28 protein-coding genes are annotated in these 26,134 nt (G+C 70.5%); 13 read left to right on the forward strand and 15 right to left on the reverse strand.

The window, feature by feature from the left end; genetic code table 11:
- Window positions 1-101 precede the first annotated feature (101 nt).
- Complete coding sequence (locus tag FHX37_RS00265) at window positions 102-956, reverse strand: helix-turn-helix transcriptional regulator (RefSeq protein WP_141921472.1); 855 nt, start codon at window positions 954-956, stop codon at window positions 102-104.
- A 128-nt stretch (window positions 957-1,084) separates the two neighbouring features.
- On the opposite strand from FHX37_RS00265, the gene FHX37_RS00270 reads away from it, so the two are divergent.
- Both FHX37_RS00270 and FHX37_RS00275 read left to right on the forward strand, forming a co-directional pair.
- Window positions 1,085-1,528: a nuclear transport factor 2 family protein gene (locus FHX37_RS00270; RefSeq protein WP_141921473.1), complete on the forward strand. Its 444-nt coding sequence runs from the start codon at window positions 1,085-1,087 to the stop codon at window positions 1,526-1,528.
- Entirely contained in the window at window positions 1,525-2,349 is an 825-nt protein-coding gene (locus FHX37_RS00275) for an NmrA family NAD(P)-binding protein (RefSeq protein WP_141921474.1), read from the forward strand. The genes FHX37_RS00270 and FHX37_RS00275 overlap by 4 nt, the downstream gene beginning before the upstream one ends.
- A gap of 144 nt (window positions 2,350-2,493) precedes the next feature.
- Here the strand turns inward: FHX37_RS00275 and FHX37_RS00280 are convergent, their stop codons facing one another.
- The 5 genes from FHX37_RS00280 to FHX37_RS00300 form a co-directional block, all read right to left on the reverse strand.
- Window positions 2,494-3,363, reverse strand: coding sequence for an NAD(P)H-binding protein (locus FHX37_RS00280; RefSeq protein WP_141921475.1), 870 nt, complete (start codon window positions 3,361-3,363; stop codon window positions 2,494-2,496).
- A gap of 254 nt (window positions 3,364-3,617) precedes the next feature.
- Window positions 3,618-4,919: an ICP22 family protein gene (locus FHX37_RS00285; RefSeq protein ID WP_141921476.1), complete on the reverse strand. Its 1,302-nt coding sequence runs from the start codon at window positions 4,917-4,919 to the stop codon at window positions 3,618-3,620.
- Window positions 4,916-7,024, reverse strand: a complete 2,109-nt coding sequence (locus tag FHX37_RS00290; protein WP_141921477.1) for a hypothetical protein — start codon at window positions 7,022-7,024, stop codon at window positions 4,916-4,918. Before FHX37_RS00290 ends, FHX37_RS00285 begins: the two co-directional genes overlap by 4 nt.
- The gene (locus tag FHX37_RS00295; RefSeq protein ID WP_211351710.1) at window positions 7,021-8,055 is read right to left on the reverse strand and encodes a hypothetical protein; all 1,035 of its coding nucleotides are present in this window, start codon (window positions 8,053-8,055) and stop codon (window positions 7,021-7,023) included. The genes FHX37_RS00290 and FHX37_RS00295 overlap by 4 nt, the downstream gene beginning before the upstream one ends.
- Before the next feature lie 161 nt (window positions 8,056-8,216).
- Window positions 8,217-8,921 (reverse strand): Crp/Fnr family transcriptional regulator, encoded by a 705-nt coding sequence (locus tag FHX37_RS00300; protein WP_141921478.1) that lies wholly within the window; start codon window positions 8,919-8,921, stop codon window positions 8,217-8,219.
- A 206-nt stretch (window positions 8,922-9,127) separates the two neighbouring features.
- On the opposite strand from FHX37_RS00300, the gene FHX37_RS00305 reads away from it, so the two are divergent.
- The 8 genes from FHX37_RS00305 to FHX37_RS00340 all read left to right on the forward strand — a co-directional run bounded on the left by FHX37_RS00305 (window position 9,128) and on the right by FHX37_RS00340 (window position 16,981).
- Window positions 9,128-9,529, forward strand: a complete 402-nt coding sequence (locus FHX37_RS00305; RefSeq protein ID WP_141921479.1) for a hypothetical protein — start codon at window positions 9,128-9,130, stop codon at window positions 9,527-9,529.
- A 415-nt stretch (window positions 9,530-9,944) separates the two neighbouring features.
- Window positions 9,945-10,622 (forward strand): urease subunit gamma, encoded by a 678-nt coding sequence (ureA, locus tag FHX37_RS00310; protein WP_246061957.1) that lies wholly within the window; start codon window positions 9,945-9,947, stop codon window positions 10,620-10,622.
- Window positions 10,615-12,333 (forward strand): urease subunit alpha, encoded by a 1,719-nt coding sequence (locus FHX37_RS00315; RefSeq protein ID WP_141921480.1) that lies wholly within the window; start codon window positions 10,615-10,617, stop codon window positions 12,331-12,333. The genes ureA and FHX37_RS00315 overlap by 8 nt, the downstream gene beginning before the upstream one ends.
- A gap of 41 nt (window positions 12,334-12,374) precedes the next feature.
- Entirely contained in the window at window positions 12,375-13,067 is a 693-nt protein-coding gene (locus tag FHX37_RS00320) for an urease accessory protein UreF (RefSeq protein WP_141921481.1), read from the forward strand.
- Window positions 13,060-13,779: an urease accessory protein UreG gene (gene ureG, locus FHX37_RS00325; RefSeq protein ID WP_141921482.1), complete on the forward strand. Its 720-nt coding sequence runs from the start codon at window positions 13,060-13,062 to the stop codon at window positions 13,777-13,779. Before FHX37_RS00320 ends, ureG begins: the two co-directional genes overlap by 8 nt.
- Window positions 13,779-14,543: an urease accessory protein UreD gene (locus tag FHX37_RS00330; protein WP_141921483.1), complete on the forward strand. Its 765-nt coding sequence runs from the start codon at window positions 13,779-13,781 to the stop codon at window positions 14,541-14,543. Before ureG ends, FHX37_RS00330 begins: the two co-directional genes overlap by 1 nt.
- A gap of 130 nt (window positions 14,544-14,673) precedes the next feature.
- Complete coding sequence (locus FHX37_RS00335; RefSeq protein ID WP_141921484.1) at window positions 14,674-15,954, forward strand: serine hydrolase domain-containing protein; 1,281 nt, start codon at window positions 14,674-14,676, stop codon at window positions 15,952-15,954.
- A gap of 181 nt (window positions 15,955-16,135) precedes the next feature.
- Window positions 16,136-16,981, forward strand: coding sequence for an SAM-dependent methyltransferase (locus FHX37_RS00340; RefSeq protein ID WP_141921485.1), 846 nt, complete (start codon window positions 16,136-16,138; stop codon window positions 16,979-16,981).
- 70 nt (window positions 16,982-17,051) lie between these two features.
- Here FHX37_RS00340 and FHX37_RS00345 read toward each other — a convergent pair whose 3' ends face one another.
- Together FHX37_RS00345 and FHX37_RS00350 are read right to left on the reverse strand one after the other, a co-directional pair.
- Window positions 17,052-17,639: a DUF421 domain-containing protein gene (locus tag FHX37_RS00345; protein ID WP_141921486.1), complete on the reverse strand. Its 588-nt coding sequence runs from the start codon at window positions 17,637-17,639 to the stop codon at window positions 17,052-17,054.
- Between the two features lie 131 nt (window positions 17,640-17,770).
- A complete protein-coding gene (locus FHX37_RS00350) occupies window positions 17,771-18,355 on the reverse strand; it encodes a TetR/AcrR family transcriptional regulator (protein ID WP_211351711.1) in 585 nt (194 codons plus the stop codon).
- 152 nt (window positions 18,356-18,507) lie between these two features.
- On the opposite strand from FHX37_RS00350, the gene FHX37_RS00355 reads away from it, so the two are divergent.
- Window positions 18,508-19,314, forward strand: a complete 807-nt coding sequence (locus tag FHX37_RS00355; RefSeq protein WP_141921487.1) for a crotonase/enoyl-CoA hydratase family protein — start codon at window positions 18,508-18,510, stop codon at window positions 19,312-19,314.
- 416 nt (window positions 19,315-19,730) lie between these two features.
- On the opposite strand, the gene FHX37_RS00360 is transcribed toward FHX37_RS00355, so the two are convergent.
- From FHX37_RS00360 to FHX37_RS22645, 3 genes are all read right to left on the reverse strand, one after another.
- Window positions 19,731-20,474, reverse strand: coding sequence for a hypothetical protein (locus FHX37_RS00360; RefSeq protein ID WP_141921488.1), 744 nt, complete (start codon window positions 20,472-20,474; stop codon window positions 19,731-19,733).
- Window positions 20,475-20,693: 219 nt separating this feature from the next.
- Entirely contained in the window at window positions 20,694-21,734 is a 1,041-nt protein-coding gene (locus tag FHX37_RS00365) for a hypothetical protein (protein WP_141921489.1), read from the reverse strand.
- Between the two features lie 166 nt (window positions 21,735-21,900).
- Window positions 21,901-22,062, reverse strand: a complete 162-nt coding sequence (locus FHX37_RS22645; protein WP_170181458.1) for a hypothetical protein — start codon at window positions 22,060-22,062, stop codon at window positions 21,901-21,903.
- A gap of 166 nt (window positions 22,063-22,228) precedes the next feature.
- Between FHX37_RS22645 and FHX37_RS22650 the strand changes: the two genes are divergently transcribed.
- Complete coding sequence (locus FHX37_RS22650; protein ID WP_170181459.1) at window positions 22,229-22,372, forward strand: hypothetical protein; 144 nt, start codon at window positions 22,229-22,231, stop codon at window positions 22,370-22,372.
- A 178-nt stretch (window positions 22,373-22,550) separates the two neighbouring features.
- Here FHX37_RS22650 and FHX37_RS00370 read toward each other — a convergent pair whose 3' ends face one another.
- The 3 genes from FHX37_RS00370 to FHX37_RS22655 all read right to left on the reverse strand — a co-directional run bounded on the left by FHX37_RS00370 (window position 22,551) and on the right by FHX37_RS22655 (window position 24,209).
- Window positions 22,551-23,111 (reverse strand): VanZ family protein, encoded by a 561-nt coding sequence (locus FHX37_RS00370; RefSeq protein ID WP_141921490.1) that lies wholly within the window; start codon window positions 23,109-23,111, stop codon window positions 22,551-22,553.
- A 132-nt stretch (window positions 23,112-23,243) separates the two neighbouring features.
- On the reverse strand, window positions 23,244-23,696 hold the full coding sequence (locus tag FHX37_RS00375; protein ID WP_141921491.1) for a hypothetical protein: 453 nt from the start codon (window positions 23,694-23,696) through the stop codon (window positions 23,244-23,246).
- 369 nt (window positions 23,697-24,065) lie between these two features.
- Window positions 24,066-24,209 carry a hypothetical protein gene (locus FHX37_RS22655; protein ID WP_170181460.1) on the reverse strand — a complete coding sequence of 48 codons (144 nt, stop codon included), beginning with the start codon at window positions 24,207-24,209 and terminating at the stop codon, window positions 24,066-24,068.
- 797 nt (window positions 24,210-25,006) lie between these two features.
- Here FHX37_RS22655 and FHX37_RS00380 point away from each other — a divergent pair.
- Window positions 25,007-25,513 (forward strand): hypothetical protein, encoded by a 507-nt coding sequence (locus FHX37_RS00380; RefSeq protein WP_141921492.1) that lies wholly within the window; start codon window positions 25,007-25,009, stop codon window positions 25,511-25,513.
- Here FHX37_RS00380 and FHX37_RS00385 read toward each other — a convergent pair.
- Window positions 25,504-26,082: a VanZ family protein gene (locus FHX37_RS00385; protein WP_170181461.1), complete on the reverse strand. Its 579-nt coding sequence runs from the start codon at window positions 26,080-26,082 to the stop codon at window positions 25,504-25,506. The two genes, FHX37_RS00380 and FHX37_RS00385, sit on opposite strands and share 10 nt — an antisense overlap.
- Between the last annotated feature and the right edge of the window lie 52 nt (window positions 26,083-26,134).

The raw sequence follows: 26,134 nt of genomic DNA on the forward strand, positions 1-26,134 counted from the left end.
AGGCCGCCGGACCGGGGCGCCCGGCGGAGAGCGGACGCGGGAGCCCGGGGCCGTACCCGTGCGCCGTCACGTTCCGGCCGGCCGCGGACGCGGCGCCGGGGCTATGTCCGCGAGGCGGACGGTTCGCTCGGGTCCGGACGCAGCCGGGCCAGCCGGTCGTGCGTGTCGGTCCCGGGTTCCGCGCTGTACAGCACCAGTCGCAGGTCGCTGTCGGGGAAGCGCAGTGTCTGGCAGTCGAGTTCCAGCGTGCCGAGCTCGGGATGCGTGAGGTGTTTACGCAGCGCGGGGGTCGTTCCCACCTCGTGGTGCGCCCAACTGTCCGCGAACTCCGGGTGGTGGTGGCCGAACTCCTCGACCAGGCGGGCGAGCCGGGCGTCGCGGGGGTGGTGTGCCGCCGCCCCGCGCAGTTCCGCGGCGGCCTGCCTGGCGAAGGCCCCCTCCTGTCCCGGGGCGCCCCGGCACACCGTGTTTCCCCCGCGCGCGGCGATCCGTAGCACGTTGCGTTCCTCCGGGGGCAGCGCGGCGAAGTCCGCGATCAGGGCGGAGGCCATGGTGTTCCAGGCGAGTACGTCGTACCGCGCGTCGCACACGTAGGCCGCCATGTCGGTGAGGCGGTCGAGCAGGGCGATGACCCCTCCCGGGAGGGGATCCGGTGCCGTGTGGCGTGGCGGCGGTGCGTATCCGGCGAGCCGGAACAGATGCCCCCGCTGCGGCCCGGGGAGCCGCAACGCGTCCGCGAGCGCGTCGACCACCTGCGATGACGGGTGCGAGGCGCGGGCCTGCTCCAACCGTTCGTAGTAGTCCACCGACACACCGGCGAGATCGGCCACCTCCTCGCGCCGCAGTCCCGGAGTGCGCCGCGGCCGCCCACCGCGGCGCAGCTCCATCCCGACATCGGCGGGCTGCCGTGCCTCGCGGCAGCTCCGCAGGAAACCGGCGAGTTCCTGTCCGTCCACACTCACCACCATGCCAGCCCTCGGTGGCGTTAGCCCCGGACCGCTGGTCCGGGGCTAACGCGGCCGTTCCCGTCCGCGTTCCGCTGCCGGAGGATGGGGCCACTACGACGATGAGCGGAGGTAACGCCATGCCACGTTCCGCGGACGAGGTGTTCCAGCGGATGCTGGATCTCCTGTTGGCGAAGGACATGGACGGGGTCGCCGACCTGTGGGCGCCGGACGGGGTGGCCGAGTTCCCGTTCGCCACGGCGGGGGCTCCCGCGCGGCTCGTGGGCCGGGAGGCGGTGCGCGAGTACCTGTCCGGCTACCCGGACCTGTACGACGTCACCGGTTTCCCGTCGGTCCTGTCGCACCGGACGCGTGACCCGGCCACGGCCGTGGCCGAGTTCACCGCCGTGGGGCGGACCGTCGCCACGGGCAGCCCCTACGAGATGAGTTACGTCGTGGTACTCACGGTGCGGGAAGGGCGCATCGTGGTGTACCGCGACTACTGGAGCCCGGTGCAGGCGGCGAGAGCACGCGGGGACCTCAACGGGTTGGCGGACGCGCTGCGCGAGGAGGTTTCCGCATGACGGTCCTGATCACCGGTGGTACCGGGAAGACGGGACACCCGCTCGCCGCGGAGCTGCGCGAACACGGATCCGACATCCGGGTCGCGAGCCGCACCCCGGGGCGGGAGGGCGCGTTCTTCGACTGGGCGGACCCGGGATCCCACCGCCCTGTTGTGCGTGGCGTGGAGCGCCTCTACCTGGTGCCGCCCCTCCTCTCCGTCGACCCCATGCCGATGGTGCGGCCCTTCCTCGACGCGGCGCACGCGGAGGGTGTGCGCCGCGTGGTGGTGCTGAGCTCCTCCGCGGTGCTGGCCGACGCTCCCGGGCTGGCGGAACTCCGGTTCGTCGCCCGCGAGTTCCCGGAGTGGGCGGTGCTGCGCCCTTCCGGATTCATGCAGAACTTCGTGGGAGCACACCCCGTGGCAGCCGGGATCCGCGAGCACGGTGAGATCCGCACGGCCGCCGGAGACGGCAGACTCGGGTGGGTCGATGCCGCCGACATCGCGGCCGTGGCGGCGCGACTGCTGCTCGCTCCGGAGATCGCCAGCGGCGAGCGGTTCGTCACCGGGCCGGAAACACTCAGTTACCCCCAGGCAGCGTCGATCATCGGCGACGCCACGGGGAAGCCGGTACACCATCGCGACGTGTCGGCGGAGGACCTGGCCCGGAGCTATCGCGAGACCGGTATGCCCGATCCCTTCGCCAGCGCGCTCGCGGGGTTCGACCGGGACATCAGCCAAGGGGCGGAGGACCACGTCTCACCGGAGGTGGAACGGCTCACGGGCCGCCCGGCCCGCTCGTTCCGCGATTTCGTACGCGCCAACCGTGACGGGTTCGGTTAGGGAACCCGGAAACCCGGCAACGGCGCGGTGCGGGCGCGTCCCGCCCCCGGTTCCGTGGTCAGGGCCGGCGGCGCGTTCCGGGACGGCACCGTACCGTCCCGGAACGGCCGACCGCCCGCGTCGACCCGGGAGAACCCGAACGGGTCAGACCGTCGCCGCGGCGGGGAGGAAGTCCTCGGCGTGGTCGACGGCCCACTCCCGGAACGTGCGGGCCGGGCGGCCGGTGACCTCGGCCACGTCCGCGGTGACCGGTTCCGGGTTGTCGACCATCGCCGCCCAGGTGTCGAGCGCCTGCTCGGCGAAGCCCGGGTCGCCGACGTGGGCGAGGAACCGTTGCCGGGTCTCCTCCCGGGAGAGCTCCTCCCAGCGCACCGGGCTTCCGATTGCCTCACCGATGGTGCGGGCCTGCTCGGCCTGGGTGAGCACCTCGGGCCCGGTGAGGTTGTACGTGCTGCCGGTGTGCCCCTCCTCGGTGAGGGCCAGCACCGCGACGTCGGCGACATCGCGCTCGTGGACGAGCGAACGCCCCGCCCCGCCGTAGGACCACCGGACGGCCCCGTACCGGCGGATGTCGTCGGCCCACCCGAGCGTGTTGACCGCCAGACCGCCGACGCGCAGGAAAGTCCATTCCAGTCCGGCGTCCCGGATCGCCCGCTCGATACGCCCCCACACTCCAGGGGTCTCGGGCTCGGGCTCCCCGGGGGCGCCCATGGCGGAGAAGTAGACGACGCGGCGCGCGTGCCGGGCGATCGTGTCGATGAGGGCCTCGACGCCGTCGGCCGAAGGGAATGGCCACAGCAGGAACACGGTGTCCACCCCCTCCAGCGCGGGTTCCAGTGCCTGGGGCGACGCCAGGTCGCCGCCGACGGCCTCGACCCCGTCGGGAAGCGCGGCGCTGGCGGGATCGCGGGTGAGGACGCGGAAGTCGGTGCCCCGGGCGCGCAGCTGGGAGACGATGTGGTGCCCCACGTTGCCGGTCGCCCCGGTGACCAGGATTTTCCCTCGTGCTGCCATGGCGTGCTCCGTTCTGGACAGGTGCCGCCCCGGGCTCGGTTCTCCGGGGGCTCGGATCGGATCCACGATCACCCTGACCCCTCAACTTGACTTGAGGTCAACCCGTGGTGGAAGGACAGCATTCCTCCGGGGGCGAGGTGTCGGGGAGGATGATCCGGTCCTGTCCCAGGGCGTGGTCCGGGCCGGTAACAGCGGGTGCCGCCCCGGAACGCAGGGGCGGCACCCGGTTCGGTGTGAGTGCGGCGGAGCACCGGTCAGTGCCCGGTGCCTGATGGAAGCTCGGAGACGTCGCCCTCGCGCGGCGGCTTGTCATCCGATCCGTCCGGCTCCGCCCCGCCTGCTTCCGCGTCGCGCTGGGCGGTGTCCGAACCGTCGCCGTGCTCCCGGGCGTCCGAGTCCTCCGGTGCGGTGGGGGAGCCGGTGCGGGGAGGAACGTCGAACAGGGGAGGCTCTTCCTCCTCCCACGCGTTGTCCACGGCGTAGGACTCCCGGAACCGCCGCGCCAGTTCCGACAGGCCGCTGCCCTCCAGCAGCACGGCGAGCTGGTCGACGACCTGCTCCTCCTCGTACCCGCCGGCACCGGAGGTCATGGTCGCCACCAGTGCCCGGAGGAGATCCAACGGGTCGTCCTCCCGTTCGGCCGAGGCACCGTCCCCGCCGTCGCGGGGACCGGAGCCCGGGCCGCCTGTGGAGAACGCGCCGGCGCCGCTGCCGGGCCCGGTTCCCATGCCGTCCGGTCCGTCCCCGAGGTCCCCGGAACCCGCCAGCTCCGCCACCAGCTCCCGGTAGAGGCGCGGGATGTCGTTGCCGCTCGCCGCGGCTGACAACCGGGACAGCGTGCCGATCCGGTCGACCGTCTCATCGATCCGCTGCGAGTCCCGCGACAACCACCACACCACCGCCTGTCCGGGGTCGGCGAGGACGTCGTTGCCCAGGTAGTTCCGCTGGCTGCGTTCGACCTCGCGTTCCTGCTCCCGCAGCTCCTCGTCCTTGCGGAGGTCGCGGATGCGGTTCAGCCGCTGGGCGTCCTCCTCGCGCAGTTCCACCCGCACGTCCTCGGCCCACACCTCCAGCATCCCCTGTTCGAGCGGGATCACCTCCCCCAGCGCCGCTGACACGCGGTGGCGCACCACCCCGTACTCCTCGGGCGCCTCGCCCCTGGTCAGCGTGCCGGCCCGGTCCAGTACCAGGCTGGTGGCCATCCCCTGGGTCCCCGCGTTCAGGGGAGCGTGCGCCCGCCAGTGCACGACGGCGGAGAAGAGGAAGTCGTAGTCCTGGTGGGCGCTCGGCAGGGGGACCTGTGACAGGTGCTTGCGCTGCGGCGCGGGAGAGGCGTCGGCGGCCACGTGGTGTTCCTGGGCGGGACCCGCGTTGACCGGAACGGGAACGGGGTCCTCGTGCCGGGAGAGGTGGAACAGCAGGGCGGGAATCCCCACGAGCGCCAGTAGCGCTGGTGCCCAGAGCAGGGCCCACCACCCGGCGAACACGGCGGAGAGCACCACCACAGCCGCGGCCGCGGCGCCCGCCGCCACCCACGTGCGGTTCTCCTTGCTCATGTCACACTCTCTTCCCTTGCCTCTCGTCGGTGTCCTTCGTCGCGCGTGCGGGCGGCAGGACCGCGCCCGTTGAGCCACCCGACGAGCTGAAGCGCGCTCCGGCGGCGTGTGCTCCGCTCCGCGCGGTCGCCGCCCGCCAGTACCCACCGGCGCGCCGTGGTGTACACGGTCGCTGCGCACCCCGCCCCGCGGGCGGCCGCCGCCAACGCGGACAGCTGCGCGTCCAGGCGCTGGTCCCGGGCGCAGGCGTCCAGCCAGCGTTCCGTGTGGTGGCGTGCCCCCTCCGTGTCGGCCGCCATGGCCGAAGTCGTGGCGGCCACGACGAGGTCGTGCTCCTTCGGGCGGGGGAGCCGTCCGTCGGCGGCGACGACCTCGGGGGAACCGACGCGCCACACCAGGGCGACGTCCGAGTTGCGGACCCCCTCCGGTTTCCCCGCACGTTCGGCCGTGAGGCGTTCCGCCAGGCGGGCGAACAACATCCGGCGCCGCTCGGGGCTGCCGCGCGCGAGTTCCACCAGCGCCCGCGCCGCTTCCCCGGAGACCCGTTCCGTGCCGTTGCGGGCCAGGTGGTGCATGCGCACGATGGCCTGCTCCGGATGGGTGCGCACCAGGACCCGCTCGCACACCACCAGCAGCACCTCGGCGAGCGCGGGGGAGAGGTCCCGGTCCGCGGCCCACTCCCGCAGCCTGCGCCGGGTTTCCCACGCTGAGCGTTCGTCCTCCAGCATGAGCCGTAACAGCTCCAACGCCTGCCGGGCGCCGCCGCGCGCGCCGCGACCCGCCGTGTCCTGCCGGGCCCAGCGCTCCACGACGGTGAACAGGGAGTCCACCTGGCGGGAACGCAGGTACAGTTCGGCGAGCCGCGTGACCAGACAGCTCCGCTCGTCGTCGGGGAGCCGGTGCTTGCGCAGGAACTCCGACACCCAGTTCCCGAAGCTGTCCCGCAGGTCGGGGAAGTCGTCCCAGAACCGGTTGCGCACGGCGGCGTCGTAGTCCAGGTCCGCGAACGAGACGCGGCGTTCGCCGTCCACCCGGGCGCCCAGCTCGTGCAGCTGGGCGGAGAACCCGCGGCGTTCCAGCACGGGGCACTCGTCGTCGGGCGCGGACACACGGTGCAGCAGCCCCTCCGCCGCGGTGAACACGCGTTCGACGGGCAGCCCGTGGAGCATCGCCGCGGAGAACAGCACCGCCCGCTGCCGACTCGTGGTGAAGCGCTCGACCTGCTCGGCCACCTCCCGGTCCCAGTCGGCCAGCGCGTGCTGGGCCTCATCCAACCACGCCCGGAAGGACCCCTCCCCGGCCCCTTCCCGTTCGGCGCGCCGGACGAGGTCGGCCAGTTCGGCCGTCTCTCCCGTTCCCGCCGAGTGCAGCCAGGACCGCACCTGCTCCCCGTCCAGTTCCCCGTCCGGGAAGGGAACGTCGAGATGGGACAGGTGCCGGCGGAGGACCTCGCGTTTGTCCGGCGGGTGTATCCGGCGGAGCGAGAAGCGGAGGTCGTCGCGGAGTAGTCTCTCCTGCTCCGGGGCGAGGACGACCACCAGGTGCCCGAAGCGGGCGTTGACCTCGTCCCGGTAGGCGGCCAGCTCGTTCTGGACCTCTCCCAGCAGCGCGTCGCCGCCGTGCGCGGACACGTCCAGGAGCAACGACTCCTCCGCGGCGACCCGTTGGGCGTGGAGGTAGGGCTGCTCGTCCCCGTCCGGAAGCTCCCGAACGGACGGGGAGGGCGGGCCCACCTCCTGCAGCGCCCGGAGGGCCGAGCCCCGCCGGCCGCTGCCGGGCCTGCCGGAGAGGAACAGGAGCCGGGAGGCGGACAGTACGCTGAGCGCCTCCGCGTACCCGGGCGGCGGTACGAAACAGCAGCGGACGCGGCGGAGGTGCTCGGCTGTTACACGGCCGGGTACGTGGTCTCGGCCCGTGTTCCGGGACAGGACGTCGCCCAGGTAGTCACGCAGCTCCTCCGTCGGTAGCACAGCGTTGATCTGCGGACCCTCGCCCGTGTGCGTCGGAGCCCGGGGGTCGGTGAGGACGGTGTCCGCGCCGCCGGACACGGAGCCCACGCCGCCGCGGGGCGGTTCGGTTTCCGGTTCGGGTGCCATCGCGGTCACTGCCGACCGTCCGCCTCGTCGTCGTGCTCGGAGTCGACTGTGGTGTCCCCGCGGACGGTGCCGGAGTTGTCGCCACCCACGTAGTTGACGCTGCCGGTGTTGCCGAACTGCGGACCGTTGTGCTGCTCTCCGCTTCCCGTGTGTACGGGGGCCTGCGGGTCGGTGACCACCGAACCGACACCGCCCGAGATGCTGCCGACGCCGCCTCGCTGGGTGCGCGAGTTGTCGGTGTTGGTCATGCGCACCGCACCGTGGATCGTCTGGCCCTGCACGATCTGGTGGGAACCGTCCCGCGCGTTCGCCGCGGCGCTGTCCGGGGCGGAAGGGGCGGGGGCGGGGTGGTCGGTGTTCGCCGCCGCGTCTCCGGATGGCTCCTGTGGCGCGGGCGCTCGTTCGGGAGCGGGACCGCCCCCGGAGTCCCGTTCGGAGGGTCGGGGAACGTAGAGGTACCCCTCGGCCTCGTATTCCTTCTCCGGGGTGTGCACGTGCACGGGCTGGAACAGGAGCTCGTTCACGCCGACGTAGCCGCCGAGGACCGCGTCCTCGTACACGCGCCGCGACAGCATGGCCGTGAGGAGGGTGATGTCCGGGTGGGACTGGTCCAGTGCCTGGCGTAGACGCGCCGAGTCGAGCAGCCGGTGGGTGTCGTTCATCGCCTGGCCGATGCCGTCGACCGGCCCTGTCCCACCACTGTCCGGAAGCGGGCCGAGCTCGAGGCTCGCCCGCAGCCGCAACCGCAGTTCACGGTCGTGGGAGGCCAGCTCGGACTGGGTCTCCTCCAGCTCGAACTGCAGGTTGTCCAACAGGGGGTGGATCAGGGAGGGGAGGTGTTCCGGCGGGACTCCGACCAGGTAGCCGTCGCCGGTGCTCTGCGGGAAACGCGCCTCGCGCCAGATGTGGTCCAGGCCGCTGCGCTCGAACGCCCGGGCCAGTACGCGGCGGAGGGTGCTGCTGAGGATCTGCTGGTGGTGTGAGGAGGTGCGGGTGTACTTCTCGGTGTCCACCGCCAGAACCGCGTGGTAGGAGGGCATGGGCGAACTTGCGCGTGATGTCGGGAATCCGCCTGTCACAGTGGCTCCTTGGAGTCGGGGGTGCGCGGCCCGGTCGTGACCGCGCACCCCCGAGACTCACAGGAGCCGGCGCTTGCCTGTGTTCAGAACTGAACACAGCGGGGGAATGTCCGGAAGGTGGATCACTCCTCCCCCTGGGCCAGCCGCCGGAGCCGCCCCACGTCGAGGACAGCGATGTGCTGGCGCCCCGTGCGGATCACTCCCAGCGAGCGCAGTCTGGTGAACTCCGTCGACACCGAGGTCCGGGAGAGGGCGATCGAGTCGCCGAGCTCCTTCTGGGAGAGGCCGAGCCTGAGCATCACCCCGTGGCCGTTGCCCGCTGGTCCTGCGGCGTGCGCTCCCTCGATGTCGGCACCGGAGAGGCTGGCCAACCGCAGCAGCGCGGCGGCGAGCCGCTGTCGCGCGGGAAGCGCCGTGAGCTCCGCGCGCAGGGACTCGCTCTCGCTCTGCCGGGTCACTGCGTGTTTCCACAGCGCGCTCTCCAATCCCATGTTCTGCGCCAGTAGGCGGAACTGCGCGCTGCTCAGCACACGGGTGAGGCAGTCGCCTCCCGCGGCCGACACCGTCGCCGTTCGGGGCAGGCCGGACAGCGCGGACAGTTCCCCGAGGGACTCCCCGGGGCCGCGCAGCGCCAGCAGGGTGTGCGTCCCGTCGGCGCGTACCGTGGACACCTTGACCGTGCCCTCCACGAGGAGGAACACCGCACTGTCCTGGTCGCCCTGGTGGATGATGGTCGTCCCCGCCCGGTGGCGCCGTGTGTTTCCGGCCTTCAGGAACCTTGCCCACTGCTCGTCCGACAGCAGACCGCCGAATCCCTGTCTGCCCAACGCTTCCTCTCCTTTCTCGGGTCCGGGAGAGGCTGTTCCCCGCACCGCCGGACGTGAGTCCCCTCCCAGGTGTCGCGGGCCGTACCGGAGGGAGGAACGGGGTTGGGGTAGGTTCCCCGGCGGGGTTCTTCCCACAGGCGGTGTGTGGCCGGGAGGGCGGTTGCGGCCGCTTCCCGTGGCAGGCGAGCGGGAGGAGTGGTGGCGGGATGGTCCAGGGCGGAGTCGACATCGGGCTCCTCGTCGCCGTCGTTGGTGCGTTGGGCGGATGCCTGGGGGCGCTGTACTCGTTCCGCTCCTACCGCATGTCCCAGCTTGGCTCCCTCCCGCCGCGGGCGAAGCGGGCGATCGAGTACCGGAGACTCTCCGAGCCCGAGCAGGCGCTGGTGGACTACCACTGGCTCCTGGCCAGGCGCCGGAGGTTCGTGTGCGGCTCCCTGCTGCGGCTTCTGGTGCCCGCCACCCTCGTGGCGCTCGGTTCGTCCGGACAGAACCGGGCGTGGTGGGCCGCGGCCGTGTTCTGCGTGGTTTTCCTGGCCGCTATGGAGGTGCGGGGGATCGTGGTGCTGAACCGCTCCGTCCGAGGCGTGAGGGAGCGGTGCGACCCCTGACCGGGCGTGGGCCGTGACCTCGTCGGGGAATCCGGGGGCGGAAATCGTTTCTGCGCTTTTATGCCCGGTGGGGGAGATTCATTGTTTCTTCCATTTCCGGCTGGTTTCGACGTGGGTCTCCCGCGCGGGAGCTTTACGGGGGCGGTTGCCGTCGCTGGCCGCGGTGCCTCGCGGAGTGTGCGGAAAGTCGGATCGGACACGCGCCTCCGTCGCCCCTGCCGGGATCGGCGCGGTTGCCGCGCCCGGGGAAAGCAGTTACTTTTTGTTTTTATCCGTTCATGTTCCGTGACATGGGACCCGCCGAAAGGTTCTCTGCGAACGGGTTTACATTGAGGCAATAAGTCGGAAAACACGACTTATTCGGAACCAGCCACGATGACGGGGTGGCGTATGTCCACGCGCGCCGTGGGGAGGAATGATGTTCCTGACTCCGTCCGACACGGAGAAACTGCTGTTGAGCACGGCCGGCATGGTGGCCCGCGACCGGCGGGAGCGCGGCGTGCTGCTGAACTACCCGGAGGCCGTCGCGCTGCTGTCCTGCTGGATGATGGAGCGCGCGCGTGAGGGGGCGACCGTCGCGCAGCTGATGAAGGAGGGCGTCGACGTCCTGCGCGCCGACGAGGTCATGGACGGCGTCGCCGACATGGTGGAGTACGTCCAGGTCGAGGCGACGTTCCCGGACGGGCGCAAGCTGGTGACGCTGGACCGGCCCATCCGCTCCGGCCCCGAACGGCCCACCACCGTCCACCCCGGCGAGCTCCGTACGGAGGCGGGGGTCGTCGACCTGAACAACGGCCGCGAGACCCACACCGTGGTGGTGCGCAACGACGGCGACCGGCCGGTTCAGGTCGGATCGCACATCCACCTCGCCGACATCAACCGTGCCCTGCGGTTCTTCGCTTTCTCCGATGACGACGACGAGGAACCGGAGGAGGTCTCCGTCACCGGTTTCCACGCCGACATCGCCGCCGGAACCTCGATCCGGTTCCAGCCCGGAGACGAGAAGCGGATGGACATCGTGGCGTTCGGCGGCGCCCGGAAGGTCGCCGGTCTGCAGGTGGCCAACACGGTCGGGAGGGGTTCTGGTGAGTGAGATCAAACGCGCCCAGTACGCGGCGACATACGGGCCGACCGCCGGTGACCGGATGCGGCTGGCCGACACCGACCTGTGGGTCGAGGTCGAGGAGGACCGCTGCGTCGGCGGTGACGAGGCCGTGTTCGGCGGCGGCAAGTCCGTCCGCGAGTCGATGCTGCAGAGCACCGTGCCCGCCAGTGGCGGAGCGCTCGACCTGGTCATCACGAACGCGGTCGTACTCGACCACTGGGGGATCGTCCGCGCCGACGTGGGCGTCCGGGACGGCCGGATCACCGCCCTCGGCAAGGCCGGCAACCCCGACATCATGGACGGCTGCGACCCCGAACTCGTGATCGGGCCGGGAACCGAGGTCCTCTCCGGGGAGGGCCGCATCCTCACCGCGGGCGCCGTGGACAGCCACGTCCACCTCCTCAACACCGACTCGCTGGAGGAGGCGCTCTCCACCGGCACCACCACCGTGATCGGCGGCGGGACCGGACCCGCCGAGGGCAGCAAGGCCACCACCGTCACCCCCGGCCCCTGGAACCTCGCCCGCACCCACCAGGCCCTGGACGGCGTCCCGGTCAACCTCCTGCTGCTGGGCAAGGGCAACACCGTCGGCGCCGAGGCGCTGCGGGAGCAGGCGCTGGCCGGCGCCGGCGGCTACAAGGTCCACGAGGACTGGGGAGCCACCCCGGCCGCGATCGACGCCGCGCTGAAGGCCGCCGACGCGTTCGGGCTGCAGGTGGCGCTGCACGCCGACAGCCTGAACGAGGCCGGCTACGTCCAGGACACCATCTCGGCCATCGGCGGCCGCGGCATCCACGTGTTCCACTCCGAGGGGGCCGGCGGCGGGCACGCGCCCGACGTGATCACGGTCGCGGGCCAGGAGTCCGTCCTGCCCGGCTCCACCAACCCCACCCTGCCGTTCACCCGCAACACGGTGGCCGAGCACCGCGACATGCTCATGGTGTGCCACCACCTGAACCGCAAGGTCCCGGCCGACATCCAGTTCGCCGACTCCCGCATCCGCGACACCAGCATGGCCGCCGAGGACCTCCTGCACGACATGGGCGCCATGTCCATCACCTCCTCCGACGCCCAGGCCATGGGCCGTATCGGTGAGGTCGTCTGCCGCACCTGGCAGGTGGCGCACGTGATGAAGAACCGCCACGCGCTGCCGTCCGCCCTGCCCGCCGACAACGAGCGGGCCCGCCGCTACGTCGCCAAGTACACGATCTGCCCCGCCGTGGCGCACGGCATCGACGGCGAGCTGGGGTCGGTCGAACCGGGCAAGATGGCCGACCTGGCGCTGTGGGACCGCGCCTTCTTCGGCATCCGCCCCGCCGCTGTCGTCAAGGGCGGCAGCGTGGTCCACGCGCCCCAGGGCGACCCGAACGCCAGCATCCCCACCGCCCAACCCATGCTGCTGCGGCGCGGCCTCGCCGCCCAGCCCTCGGCGGCGGGGGCGCTGTCGGTGAGCTTCGTCTCGCCCTACGCCCTCGACGCCGGCGTGGCGGACGGGCTCGGCCTGAGCCGGGAACTGCGGGCGGTCACCCACACGCGCGACATCGGCAAGGCGGACATGCCCAACAACTCCGCCCTGCCGGACATCTCCGTGGACCCGGAGACGTTCCGGGTCACGATCGACGGCCACGAGGTCCGGCCCGACAAGGACGACGCCCCGGCGACGGAGCTCCCCCTCGCCCAGCGTTACAGCCTGTTCTGACCACCCCGGCGCCGCCGCACCTCCGACTCCGAAGGAAACGCATGATCGAGGGCACCGGGGAGCTGGGGGCGCTCCTGCTGGCGGACGGGCGCCTGCCCACCGGCGGGCACGCCCACTCCGCCACGCTGGAGGCCGCGCTCGCCGCCGGTCTGGACACCGGCGACATCCCCGACTACATCCGCGCCCGGGCGCGGGGCACCGCGCGCACCGAGGCCGCGGCCGCCGTGCTCGCCCTGCGCGCCGCCCGCACCGACCCGGTCGACTACGGGCCGGTGCAGGCGGCGCTGGCCGCCCGCACACCGAGCCGGGCACTGCGGGACGCCTCGTCGTCCCTCGGCCGCGGGCTGGAGCGGCTGGCCACCTCCCTGCGGCCGGACCACCCCGCGGTGGCGGCGCTCGGGACGGCGGCCGCGGCCACGCCGGGGCTGCGGGTGCTGCGTCCGGTCGCCCTGGCGGCGCTGGGCGCCGCGTTCGCCGTACCGGAGGCCCAGCTCGCCCGCGTCGCGGTCTACGAGGACGCCCAGACCGTCGCCTCGGCCGCGCTCAAACTCCGGCCCGACGACCCGCACACCGCCGTGCGGTGGGTGGTCGAGGCCGCCGGTGAACTGGACGAGGCCGCGCGGGCCGCCGCCGCGACCACCGCCCTCGCCGACATGCCCGCCCGCTGCAGCCCTCAGCTCGACCAGTGGGCGGGCGACCACACCCACGCCACGAGGAGGCTGTTCGTTGCCTGACACCACCACCCCGACACCGGCCGCCACGGCGCACCGCCGCACCCTCCGCCTCGGGGTCGCCGGACCGGTCGGCACCGGAAAGAGCTCCCTCATCGCCACCCTGTGCCGCGACCTCTCCGACGAGCTCGCCATGGCGGTGGTCACCAACGACATCTACACCGACGAGGACGCCCGGTTCCTGCGTTCGGCGGGCGTGCTGGAAGAGGAGCGGATACGCGCCGTGGAGACCGGGGCGTGCCCGCACACCGCCATCCGCGACGACACCACCGCCAACCTGGACGCCGTCGAGGACCTGGAGGAGCGGTTCGCGCCACTGGACCTCGTGCTGGTGGAGAGCGGCGGCGACAACCTCACCGCGACGTTCAGCCCCGCCCTGGTGGACGCCCAGATCTTCTGCCTGGACGTGGCCGGCGGCGGCGACGTCGCCCGCAAGGGCGGCCCCGGAATCGCGCGCGCCGACGTGCTGGTGGTCAACAAGGCCGACCTTGCCCCGCACGTGGGGGTGGACGTGGAGCGGATGGTGGCCGACGCGGAGAAGGCCCGCGACGGTCGGCCCGTCCTCGCCGCGTCCCGCACCGACGCCTCGACGACCGCGCGGCTGGACGACTGGGTGCGCGGGGTCCTCACCGACCACCGCGACGGTCGGCACACCCCCCGCGATCCCGGACCGATGGCGCCGCACAGCCACAACGGCGCGGGGCACAGCCACTGATGGCCGCCACGACACCGCTGACGGCGCGCCCGGAGGACGAGTCGGCGGCCGGCGCACCCACCGTGGTGGCGGTGGAACGCGGCGGGGACGGCACCCGCCCCGTCGCGTTGGAGACCGGCACCTTCCTGGCGCCCTGCGTGATGTCGCGGCCCGGCAGCGCGCTGCGGGTGGCGCTGACCGGGGTGCGGGCGGCCCTGTGCGCCGGCGACGACCTCGAACTCCGGGTGGAGGTGGGTCCCGGCGCCGAGCTGGACCTGCTCGACCCCAACGGGACACTGGCCTACAACGCGCGCGGCGGCGCGGCCGCGTGGCGCGCCCGGGTCACCCTCGCCGAGGGCGCCCGCATGACGTGGTACGAACCCTCCTTCGTGGTCGCCGACGGCGCCGACGTCACGCGCGACGTCGCCGTGGACCTCGCCTCGGGCGCGGAGCTGCTGTGGCGCGAGACCCTGGTGCTGGGCCGTACGGGCGAACGCGGCGGTGCGCTGCGCGCCACCACCCGTGTGGAGTACGCGGGGCGGGAGATGCTCGTGGAGGACCTCGACGCGCGCGACCCCGACGAACGGGAACTCCCCGGTCTGGTGGGCTCCGCGCGGGTGCTCGGCCAGGTGGGTCTGTTCGGCCGCGTACCCGACGGGCCGACCGGGCCCAGTCGGCTCGACCTGGCCGGTCCGGGCGCGTTGTGGCGTTCGCTGGCCCGCCGCACCTTCCGCGCCGACGCCGAGATGGACCCGGTGTGGCGCGCGTGGGGCGGGGAGGTGTGACCACGCGCGGGTGAGCGCGTCGGAGGCGGGCCGGAGGCGGTGCCCCTCCCGGGGACGCCGCGTCGCGGTGCCTCGTCGCGCTGTGCTGTGTTGCTTGCGTCACACCCGGTTCCGGGGTTGGATGGCGGCCATGCTTCCAGCCCTCAGCCGCCGGCGTGCTCTCCTCGCCGCGGGCGGTGCGGCGGCGGGCGCACTCGTTCCCGGCCCCGCGCGGGCCAGCGGCACCTTCCCGGTGCTGCGCCCCGGCAGTGCCGGTGAGGCGGGTCTGGGCCGCGACGCCCTCGCCGCCCTCGACGACGTGATCACGGCCCGAACGGGACCGGGACCGGACGCGGCGTTCCCCGGCGCCGTGCTGCTCGTCGCCAGGGGCGGCGTCGTCGCCAAGCACACGGCCTACGGCCACGCCCAGACCCACCGCGGCGAGGTGCCGCTGCGCCACCCCCGGCCGATGCGGCCGGAAACCCTCGTCGACGTGGCGTCCTGCACGAAGGTCCTCGCCACCACCGCGTCGGTGATGGCGCTGGTGGACGACGGCGCCGTGTCCCTGGACGCGCCCGTGGCGCGCTGGATCCCGGACGTGCCCGAGGCCGTCACCGTGCGCAGGCTCCTCACCCACACCGCGGGGTTGTGGGAGTGGCAGCCCACCTACCTGTGGGCCGTCACGCCCGAGGACGCCGTCTCCCACGTGACCGGGCTCCCGCTGCGTTACGGCGTCGGCGACGGCAGGCACTACTCGGACCTCGGTTTCATGCTCCTCGGGGAGGTCGTGCGCCGCGCGAGCGGCCGCTCCCTGTCCGCCTACGCCCGCCGCAGGGTGCACCGCCGGCTCGGGATGGTGAACACGGCGTTCCGGCCGCGGCGCGGCGGGGTCGCGGCGACGTCGCTCGGCAACCGGACCGAGCGGCGGATGATCGGGACGGAGGAGCCCTACCCCGTACTCGGGGACCGCGGCGTCGAGGACTTCGAGGGCTGGCGGGAGCACACTCTCGTGGGCGAGGTGAACGACGGGAACTCCGCCTACGCGTTCCACGGTGTGGCGGGCCACGCCGGGCTGTTCACCACCGCGCGCGACATCGCCGTGTTCGCGCAGACCCTCGCCAACGGCGGGGGTTACGGGCACCGCCGGGTCTTCGCCGGGCCGACGGTCGACGAGTTCACCAGCGACGCGTTCCACTCCGGGCAGGGCCTCGGCTTCTGGACCCACCGTTTCGACGGCATCGCCGGGCTCGGGGAGGGCGGTGTCGGGCACAGCGGCTTCACCGGGGTGGAGTTCGCCGTCGACCGCGGCGACGGGCTGGTCGTCGTCCTGCTCACCAACCGGCTGCATCCCCGACTGCCGGCGGCGTCGGTGGATCCGGCCTGGCGCGCGGTGCGGGAGGGTGTGGGGGAGGCCCTCGCGCGTACGGGATAAGCACGGGAGTCCGCCGGCGGGCATCCTCAGTCGGCCGCGCCGCTCGTGTGCGTGGCCGGTGCCTGGTTCCGCGGCCGCCGGAACCAGGCACGCGTGTTGCGCACTCGCCCTGTGCGGGCGGTTGTGCGCCCGTTAGGCTCTACGCGAGGGGGGCAAGGCGTCGAGGAAGCGAGTGGAGTTCATGTCCGCGAAACGGCAAGAGGGGTCCCGGTTGAAGGACGCGGAACAGGGGCAGGTGAACCTGCGTCTGGACGTGCCGCACTCCGCCCGGGTGTACGACTGCATCCTGGGGGGCAAGGACAACTACCAGCCCGACCGGGAGGCTGCCAAGGCCATGATGGCGGAGTGGCCGGCCCTGCCGATCCACATGCAGGCCAACCGGTACTTCATGAACCGGGTCGGCCACTACCTGGCCGCCAAGGAGGGGATCCGCCAGTTCCTGGACATCGGTACCGGGCTGCCCACCGAGCCCAACCTGCACGAGGTGGTGCAGCGGGTGGACCCCGCATCCCGGATCGTCTACGTGGACAACGACCCCATCGTCCTCACGCACGCCCGCGCGCTGCTGGCCAGCAGCGACGAGGGGATGACGAACTACGTGGACGCCGACATGCGCGACCCGGAGAGTATCATCACCGCTCCCGAGTTCACCGAGACGCTGGACCTGGACCGGCCGGTGGCGCTGACCGTGATCGCCATGGTCCACTTCCTGCTGGACGAGGACGACGCCTACGGCATCATCAACCGTCTGCTGGAGCCGCTGTGCCCGGGGAGCTTCCTGGCGATGTCGATCGGGACGGCGGACTTCGCCCCGGACGAGGTGCACCGCGTCGCGCGGGAGTACGAGGCGCGGGGTATGCCGATGCGGCTGCGCAACAGGGCCGAGGCGGAACGCTTCTTCGACGGGATGGACCTGGTGGAGCCGGGCGTGACCCAGGTGCACCACTGGCACCCCCACCCGAACGCGGTCGGGACGGTCAACGACGCCGACATCGCCATGTACGGCGGGGTCGCGCGCAAGCGCTGACACCGCGGGTGGCACGGGACGACTGGCCGGCGCGTGGGGCGGTCGCGTCACGCGCCGATAGGGCGGGTCCTCACGTGGGGGACTCGGGGCCGGACTCGTCCGAGCGGGAGCCGAGCAGGCGTTCGATCCGCGCCAGCCGCTCGTTGAGCGCGTCGGTGTCCGCCACGGTGGCGCTGCGCTTGTCCCGGCGCAGCTGCACGAGGAGCTTCCCGCCGGGTACCAGGACGACCCGCTGCACGTCGCGGATGTCCTGGCCGCCCCCGCCCTGGACCGTCCAGGCCACGTCGGACTTGCGGATGCCCAACCGCCGCATGGCGTCGGGTTCGTAGCTGCCGTCGCGGGCCAGCACCACCGGTGAGCCCTCGAGGAGCCGCCACGCCCACGTCCACCGGTTCTGGGCGCGCACCAGCAGGGAGTCGCAGCCCAGCAGCACGACGGCGCCGATCACCGCCCCGCTCAGCGAGTACTCCGGTCCGATGATCGCGTTCTGCACCACGTTGGCCAGCAGAAGCATCACCACGAGGTCCATGGTGTTCAGCTGGGCGGTGTCGCGTTTGCCGAGCAGGCGCAGCAGCAGCGCGACAACCAGGTACACCAGGACGGTCCGCAGCACCTTCTCCGCGGGCGGGATGCCGGTGACGAACAGGTCGTGCCACACGCGCCGACCTCCCCCTCGGGAACAACAGGGTCCTCCGCGAGGGTAGGCCGCCGGGGGTGGTCGCGCCCGGAAACGCGCCGGTCCGGCGCGACGTCGTTCGCGGTGCGGCCCCGTCCGCGCGGGACGCGGGGTCAGGAGGCCGGAGAGCGCGGTGCGAGCAGCGGTGCGAGCTCCGCGCGGACCTCGTCGAGGGGGGCGGTGTCGCGGCGGGTGCGGCACAGGAGCAGGGCGCCCTCGACGGCGGCGACGGTGAGGGTGGCCAGCCGGGCGGCCCGGGGCGCCGGTGTGCCGTGCGCCGTGAGCAGGTCCTCAAGCTGGGCGTGCCACCGGTCGAACACCGTGCGGGCCAGGGTGGTCGCCTCGGGCGGGGCCGGTTGGGCGTCCACGGCGACCGCGGCGACGGGGCAGCCGGCGAGGTAGTCGGTGTCCAGCAGGGAGCGTTTCCAGCTTTCGACGAAGTGTTCCAGCGCGCTGGCGGGGTCACCGTGCTGGACTGCGGCGCGGAGCTCGGAGGAGACGTGCTCGCCCGCCCGCTCGATCGCGCCGCGGACCAGTTCGTCCCGGCCGCCGGGGAAGTGGTGGTAGACGGAGCCGCGCGGCGCGCCGCTGCGGGCGAGGACCGCGTCGACGGTGACGGCGGCGGCGCCGCGTTCCCGCAGCAGCGCGACCGCGCCGTCGAGCATGCGCTGTTTGGTCCGGCCTCCGGTGCGTTCCATGTGGGTCGCTTCCGTGGTTGCTCTCCCGTCCGACCTTGACACTATGGAGTATGCCATATTCCATAGTTACTATTCAGTAGGTCCGGTCGCGCGGCCGGGTAACGGACAAAGGCGGCCGGACCGTACACAACGACGAAGGGACGGGAGCACCCATGGGAGAGAGCGCGCGCGACGGCGAACCAGTGGTGACGGTGGAACTGCGCGACCACGTGCTGCTGATCGGGCTGAACCGCCCGGCCAAGCGCAACGCCGTCAACCAGGAGGTACTCAACGCGCTGGCTCAGGCCTACGGGCGCCTGGAGGACGACCCCGACGCCTGGGTCGGGGTGCTGTACGCCCACGGTGAGCACTTCACCGCCGGACTCGACCTGGCGGACGTGGCCGGACGGATCACCTCGGGGGAGAACCGCTACGACGCCGACGAGGCGATCGACCCGTGGGGCCTGGTCGGCCGGGACCGGTCCAAACCCGTGGTGGCCGCGGTGCAGGGATGGTGCCTGACGCTCGGCATCGAGCTGCTGCTGGCCTCCGACATCCGCGTCGCCGCCTCTGACAGCCGCTTCTCCCAGCTCGAGGTGCAGCGCGGCATCTACCCCTTCGGCGGGGCCACGATCCGCTTCCCCCAGGACGCCGGGTGGGGCAACGCGATGCGCTGGCTGCTGACCGGTGACGAGTTCGACTCCGCGGAGGCGCTGCGGATCGGACTGGTGCAGGAGGTCGCCGAGCCCGGCACCCAGGTGGAGCGGGCGGTGGAGTTCGCCGACCGCATCGTCGGCCGGACCGCTCCGCTGGGCGTGCGTGCCACCCTGGCCTCCGCGCGCCGTTCCCGGGTCGAGGGGCACCAGGCGGCCGCGCAGCGGCTCGTCCCGGACCTGACCGCGCTGTTCGACACGAACGACGCCTCCGAGGGGATGGCGTCGTTCGTGGAGCGCCGCCCCGCCGTCTTCACCGGCCGCTGAGGCCGCTCCCGAGCCATGCCCCGCCCCTGTCCGGCCGTGCGGAGACCGGGACGGCGGGCGGGGCGGCACCACGAGTGGCCGCGGCCGAAGGACTCTCTCCCGCGTCTCCCCTTTCTCTCCTGGGGTCAACGGGACCGCACCGCGCCCCGGCGAACGTGTTCTCCCCGCGCTCGCCGCTGCCCTCCAGCGCACCGCTCGCCCCGTGCCTTCGTCGCTGACCCGTAGCCCTTCCGGCGAGCGCTACCGATGCGCCGCGTCCGGGGCCGTGGTGCGGCCCCGCGCGGCCCTTCCCTCTCCTCGCGCCCCGCGGCCCAGCGCGCCGGCCCCCGGCGGTGTGACACCCGTGGTCTGAGACTGGCAGGAGTCGGTGATCGAGTGATCTGTATTCTCCGGCGTGCCTCCCGAATCCGTCACTTTCAGTGACTAGGGCGTTGCGTTGACCGCACTGTCTTGGCAGTGGCGGTGATGAACTCTGCTACCAAGGTCAAGGCCTCGTCGCACTGGCGTCCCACCGCTGTCACGACGCGGTGTCGGCGGCCGCGTGTGCCTTTGCCCGACGGTTCGATCAGGTCCAGCTCGTGGGCGACCTCGTTGCGGGCCTGGAAGAAGTCATTGTGATTGCGCAGCTTAGTGTCGGAAAGCGAGGCAGAATCGAGCCCGAGCGCGTCGCGGCAACGACCGAGATCACTCGGGCTTTGGATGCTTGCCGCGGTCGTGTCCTGCACGTAAAGACCGATCAGTTCGGCCTGCGGGTCTAACGCGGCGATGGCCTTCTTGGTCGTGTTGGTCAGGTTCCCGCCAAATCGCTTATTTCCGTCGAGCACATACCCTTTGAACGCGCCACGCGCCTTGCTGTCCCTGCTCAGGAGCGTTCCTAGAGCATCTTCCATCAGCGTCCGGAGGCATGTGTCCATCCCCGCCGCTGTGAAGACAATGGCAGCTCGCACCAGATCCCGGTGTCTCTCGGCGATGGATCCCTGAGGGTTCTTCTGAGCGGATCGCAGTTCGTTGAACGTGTCGAAGAGTCCCGATACCGACTGATGCGTGGCCACGTAACGTGCCCAACTGCGTTGCACCTCGTCCGGGCAATTCCTTGGCTTGCGCCGGAGTGGAGACAGGCTCAGTTGAGTCACCCCGGTCGCTTTTGCATCCTCTGGCACACCCTCACTGTAGGGGTGTTGGTAAGGAGCGTGTCAGGAGGTGCCAACTACGGGTGCCATTAACGAACGCGTCACCAGCCGCAAACGAGCTATGAGCCTCCCCTCCTGTCGAGTCGGCCTCCTCTGAACTGTCCGAGAACCGTTCGATTCTCGGATACGGCTGCGCGGTCCCGGGGGCGCTGGCGCCGATCAGCAGGGGCGGCGCCGGTGGAGTACTGCCTATGGTTTCAGGATCCTTAGCACGGCGCCCACTGTCGTCCTGAGGGCATCGAGTAACTCCGGCCCACTGGCATCGCCGGACACTTCCAGAGGCACCCACGCGTGTCCATCGTCGCGTCGGACCTTGCGCGACAGTTCCGACGCCATGAGTCGCTGCAGGGCCGCCTGGAATCCGCCGGATCCCCTGTCGTCCTTGTGGAGCATCAGCCAGAACGGGGTCAGCCCCTCGTCGGCGAACCTGCCCCAGACTCCGACCTGCACCCAGGTATCCGGGCTGATCATCGGCAGATACCGATATACCCATGGCTCCGTCGGCACCAGCTTTCCTTGCCTCGGCAAGCTGCGGGGGCTCCAAGACCCCAGCAACTGCCTCGTGACGACGTCCACGATCTCGACGAGGTCGCTCGCTCGCTCTTGCCAGTCTCGGCCGGTGGCGGTTCCGGCGAGAGGCGGTGTCACGCATCCGCCCAGCGTGTGGCACATGGCCCTCAACTGGCGCAGGTCACCGGCGAGCCCGGCATCACTGGACTCCTCGGCGACGGCAGCCCACACGTTGAGCCACTCATCCCAGGTGACGATAGCGTGTGCCGCCGTCTCAGACTGAGCGTTGATCGTCCGCTCGAGGATCCGCTTCGCCTCGTCCACGCGGCTGGGCGGGACGAGTATGAACAAAGCGCCGCGGTGGGGACCGGACCGCCGGTTGAGGCCCGCGAGATAGGCGGCTACCTGATCGTCGGTCAGATGTGCGCCGAACTTGGCCTCGACAAGGGCGATGGTGTGACCGTCCACATCGAGCATCGCGATGTCGGGCCGGGACCTGTCATCGTGCACTGGTTCGGGAACGAACCGTTCCACACTGGTGAGGTCCATGCCGACCTGCGTCCCCAGGTGCGCAAGCATCGCAGCGCGAAGCCCTGGATCGGACGCCAGCCAGGTCAGGGATGTGGTTGCCGCGATCTCGCCCATGCTCATGAACCAGCCCTCGCCGGCAAGTTGGCCCAGCAGTGGGACTCGGCCATCCGGGGAGGCAGTGTCTGCCATGGCCACACCGTAGACCGCCGCGGGACACATGCGTTACGGGCCGGGGTTCCCGACGCTACGGCGAGGGGCAAAGTAGGGCTCCGGTAGTGCCCGGGACCTGCAGGCGCCCAGTGCGAGTGGTCTCTACGATGAGGCCGAGGGCCTTGCGCGCGAGGAGCCCGGAGCGTCAGGTCTCCTCGGCCGCCGCCAGCGCCAGTGTCGCCTGCGCCTGGGCTGTCGCCGCTATGGCGGCGGCCTCCGAGGGCTCGTAGGGGTTGTCCGCGGCCGCCGTGGACAGGCGGTCGGCCTTCATGCGTGCCTCGCGGTACTGCGCGTGGTAGTCGCTCATGGAGGAACCCTACGGTCGCCCGCCCGCGGGAGCCGGTCGGCAGGGGCCGAGGGACGCCACCGAAATCGGCGTCGTCGCAACGGTGACGATCCCCCACCGACCGAAAAGCCCACTGTAAGCCCTGATCGCCGAGCTGCGCGAGTGGACGCACACGCACGACCCGCACGTGCGCGCCGCCGTCGAGCTGCTCATCGACTACGACGATGCCATGTGGCTGCGTCGTCCCGAGTTTACCGACCGGTTCGTCGCCGACACGCACCCGAGACCACCCGGGCGCTCTGCCACGGCCGCTCTCGGACATCCCGTGTAAACCCACAGCGGCGGTGGGCGCCGGGCCCTGAGCGAGCGGGCCCGCGGAGCATACGCGCCAGATGATCAACCGACCCGCGCGCGGCTTCCAGTCGGCTCCGGGACGCCGCCGCGCGCGGCGGCGTCCCGGAGCCCAAAACCGGGTGCCGGTGCTCCGTGACGGTTCACAGGCCCAGCTCTCAACCACGCGCGGCATTCGCTTCTGATCCCGTGTGGACCGATGACCTGGTGAGGTACCGAACAGCGAAAAGAGCAGCCAGCGAAAACGCCACTCCGGTGATGTAGCCGGCACTGTTGGCAACGAGGTCGACTGTGTCGCTCTGCCTGCCCGTGCCCAGGGCCGATTGCGACGCCTCGATGGCGAAGGAAAACAGCGGCCCCGCGAGCCACATGACAATGGAAGTATTGGCCGCGAGGAACACGATGATCCCAAGGGGGACAAAGAGGAGCATATTCAACCCGGCCATCTGCCAGGTGAGACCGGCATCTGCATAGCGAAAAGCGTCGACGGGGTTGAGAGTGATACTGGGATCCGACTGTCCTGTCTCGCTCCACCCTCCCACTGGACGCACCAGAATATAAAAATACACCAAGAAAATCAGGGGAGCGATTGCTTTCGATGCCGCGAAAGACTTCCTTTTCTTGTGCTTTGCCAGTGCCGCAAAAAAAGAGATGGGAAGAAATGCAAGCAGGGCAAGGGAAAACGTTGCGTAGTTCAAGTAAAGAAGAATTTGCCACATGATGGGGATATTATACAGAAGTAGGCGGGTTCTGGTCCGCCTACTTCACTGGTGTGGGGGTGTTGTGCCGAAACGGTCGGGGCACTCCCCCCACCCCAAACGCCTCGTTGGGCCGTTCAGCCTGCTACCGTTCTAGGCGCAGCTGACCGGCGGGAGGTTGAACTGCTGCTGGCCCCTCGCGGTCATGTACCCGGTCACCGAGCCGCTCGTGTTGATCTGGTTCCAGACCTCACTCACAGTCTGCCCGGCGCCCACGTTGTTGATCCATCCGCGCTCGGGGTTGTTCCCGCTGTTGTAGAATCCGAACTTAACGTCAACGGGACTGCCGGAGTACTTGTTGTAGGAGATGCGAACGTAGGTGCAGTTCGTAGCCTGGATCTCCAGCAAACCGTTGGACAGTTCCGTTTCGCTATCGCCTAGAGGCTGCGGTTCATCAGCCGGAACGATGGTTCCATCCTCGTAGATGGTTACCTCGACGCTCCGGGTGTTCGTGTTCTCCGCGGCGGCATTGGCAGGAGCCACCGATAGGAGAGGCATGACTATCCCGGTAACAGCGATGAGTGCGATGGATGAGATTCGCTTCAACGGGGTTCCTTTCTGGTGTGATGCAGGCAGGATGGACCCTCAAGTACGAAAATAACTTTCAATATTCTCGCAAAAGCAGATAGTAGTTTTCCCGATGCATGCAGTCAAGGAGCAGGTTGGAGGGTGCTGACGGGAGCGATGGTGCGCAATGCGTTGTGGCCGAATTCGGCCAGAGGGTTGAAACTGCAGGGTATTGATTTAGAGTACTGATTAGTGTTTCTGTTCCGCGATAACGTATTGACGTTTCCCGGGTTTTTGGTTAGAGAAGAGTGAGGCCGATATGGTGCTGGGCACGGCTTCACGCATATGTGTCGGGTATGCAAGGAAGTGATTCAGAACACATTTGGCCGGTGCTCCTGAATCGGGAACCTAGGTGGCCACGGCCCCCAGCACCTGCGCACCGCCGACGACGGCGCCCAGCGGGCCGACCGCGTGGTCGCGGTGGCGCTGCTCGGCGAACTCCAGCTCCCGGGAGATCAGCTCGGCGCAGCGCTCGGGGTGAAAGACGCGCACCGGTCGGCCGCTGGCGGCCTCGGCCTAATGGACGTGGTCGACCTGGCCGCCGTTGGCCGCCAGCGAGTCGCGCAGCCAGGCGAGCGTGTCTTCGCCCGCGGTGAAGGTCCAGGTGTCCCCGCCGGTCACGACGGTGACCATGCCCGGGCCCGTGTGGACCGGAGTTGAGGAAGCTGAGTACAGAAATTAGCGGTAGCACTCTCTGTGACTGTTATTGCTCAGAGTCACCTTTCTGGCTTGCTGGGATACCGGTATATGCTTGAGCGGGTGACGTCGAATCCAGCGGCGATATGGGGGCTGGACTGGCAAGCTCGCGTATCCAAGTAGCGCCAATTCGAGGCTGGGCTCCCGCTGAGTGATCACGGAGAGTCGTGTTCGGGGGCGTAACGGATCCAGGCGCTGCCTGCGTCGGCAGCGATGCGGGGCGGAGATCCTGGTCCTCAAGGTGCCGGTGAAGGTCGGCCTCCTCGCGGGCGTCACCGGATCACCGGGGCGCCGGATGAGGGGTGGGCTTTGACCTGACCAGCAATCCGCCGTAGGCCGCGGGGCCCGGCACCCAGGTCCGTCCCAGGTGTCGGGGTCCTGTGTGCGAGGGACTGGATCCCGAAGCAGCAGCAGCGGTGAGTGGAGCCAGCAACTCCATGGCATTGATCTGTTCCGTTTTTAGGAACACTCCAATGAACGTGCAGCGCACGTATTCATCGAATCCGAATTAATCGCGTGTGTTTTCCCTCTCTATGCCATGGAAAGAAATAATCCGCTCCCAAATACGCCTAAAAAGAGAGGTGTTCTCTTTCATGCGGGCGATCTCCCGTGTCATTGCCGTTGCCGGTGCCACAGCCTTGGCATGCAGCCTGGCTCCCGCAGCAGCAGCTGACGACACAGCGCCAGATCCCCAGGTGGTGAAGAAGGAGACCGAGGCCGACACGACGACACTGACCTACGACAACGGCTCGACCTTCACCTCCATCGCCCCGCTGGACGGCTCCTTCAACTGGACCGCGGAGTTCGACGTAGGGATTTACTCCCGCACCTACTCCACCCCCAACAACGGCACCCACGAGGTGCAAGTCGACTCGATCACCAACTGCGACCCCGCCCACGGCACCGCCTATATCCGCCTGGAGCGCGACCAACTGATCGGCTGGTCCTCCGAGGGAACCCAGACCATCGACTGCGACGGCGGCACCGCTACCTTCACCGGTATCGACTCGGGCACCTTCCGCTGGTACATGCGCGTCCACGGCGACTCCAGCGGCAGCGAGTTCGGTCGCGACGCCAGCGGCACCACCACCTACCCCTGATCGGCGGTATACCCGGCGACCACAGCGGGCCCCGCACTTCCGGTACGGGGCCCGACCCGCCACCACCACCAGGTCAGCCCAGCACCCAGCAGCCCTCCGGCGGCATTGAGCACAACATCGTCCACAGAGGAGACGTGCCCGGTTGCCAGGAGGTACTGAGTAAGCTCTACGACCGCCGACAGCGCGGCGGATACGGCCAGTACCCGATACCACCGGGCCAGCCACCGGCCATAGGCCAACGGCAGCAGCGCCCCCAGCGGCACGAACAGGGCAATGTTGCCCCCACTCTGATACAGCGTGGTCATGCTCATGCCGGTGCTCAGCATCCCGGTGAAAGGAACCAGGACCACACCGCCTCCGCTGCCCGGATTGACCAGGGTCAGCACGGATACCAGCAGCAGCGCACACGGCACGAGAACGTCAGCCGTGCTGTCGAGCAGGACCCTGACCCGCACCGCCGGTTTGTCCCGGCGGATCCGCCACCACACCAGCGCGGTGATGGCCAGCGCCACGGCGGGCGAGAAAACAACCGCTGCCTCCAGGGCAACGGTGACTGAAGAAAATCCCATGGGGGATCGCATCATATCGTGGGCACTCGGAACTGCGGGATAAGCGTTCCGG

The organism is Haloactinospora alba (genome assembly GCF_006717075.1).
GTDB classification, from domain to species: Bacteria; Actinomycetota; Actinomycetes; order Streptosporangiales; family Streptosporangiaceae; genus Haloactinospora; species Haloactinospora alba.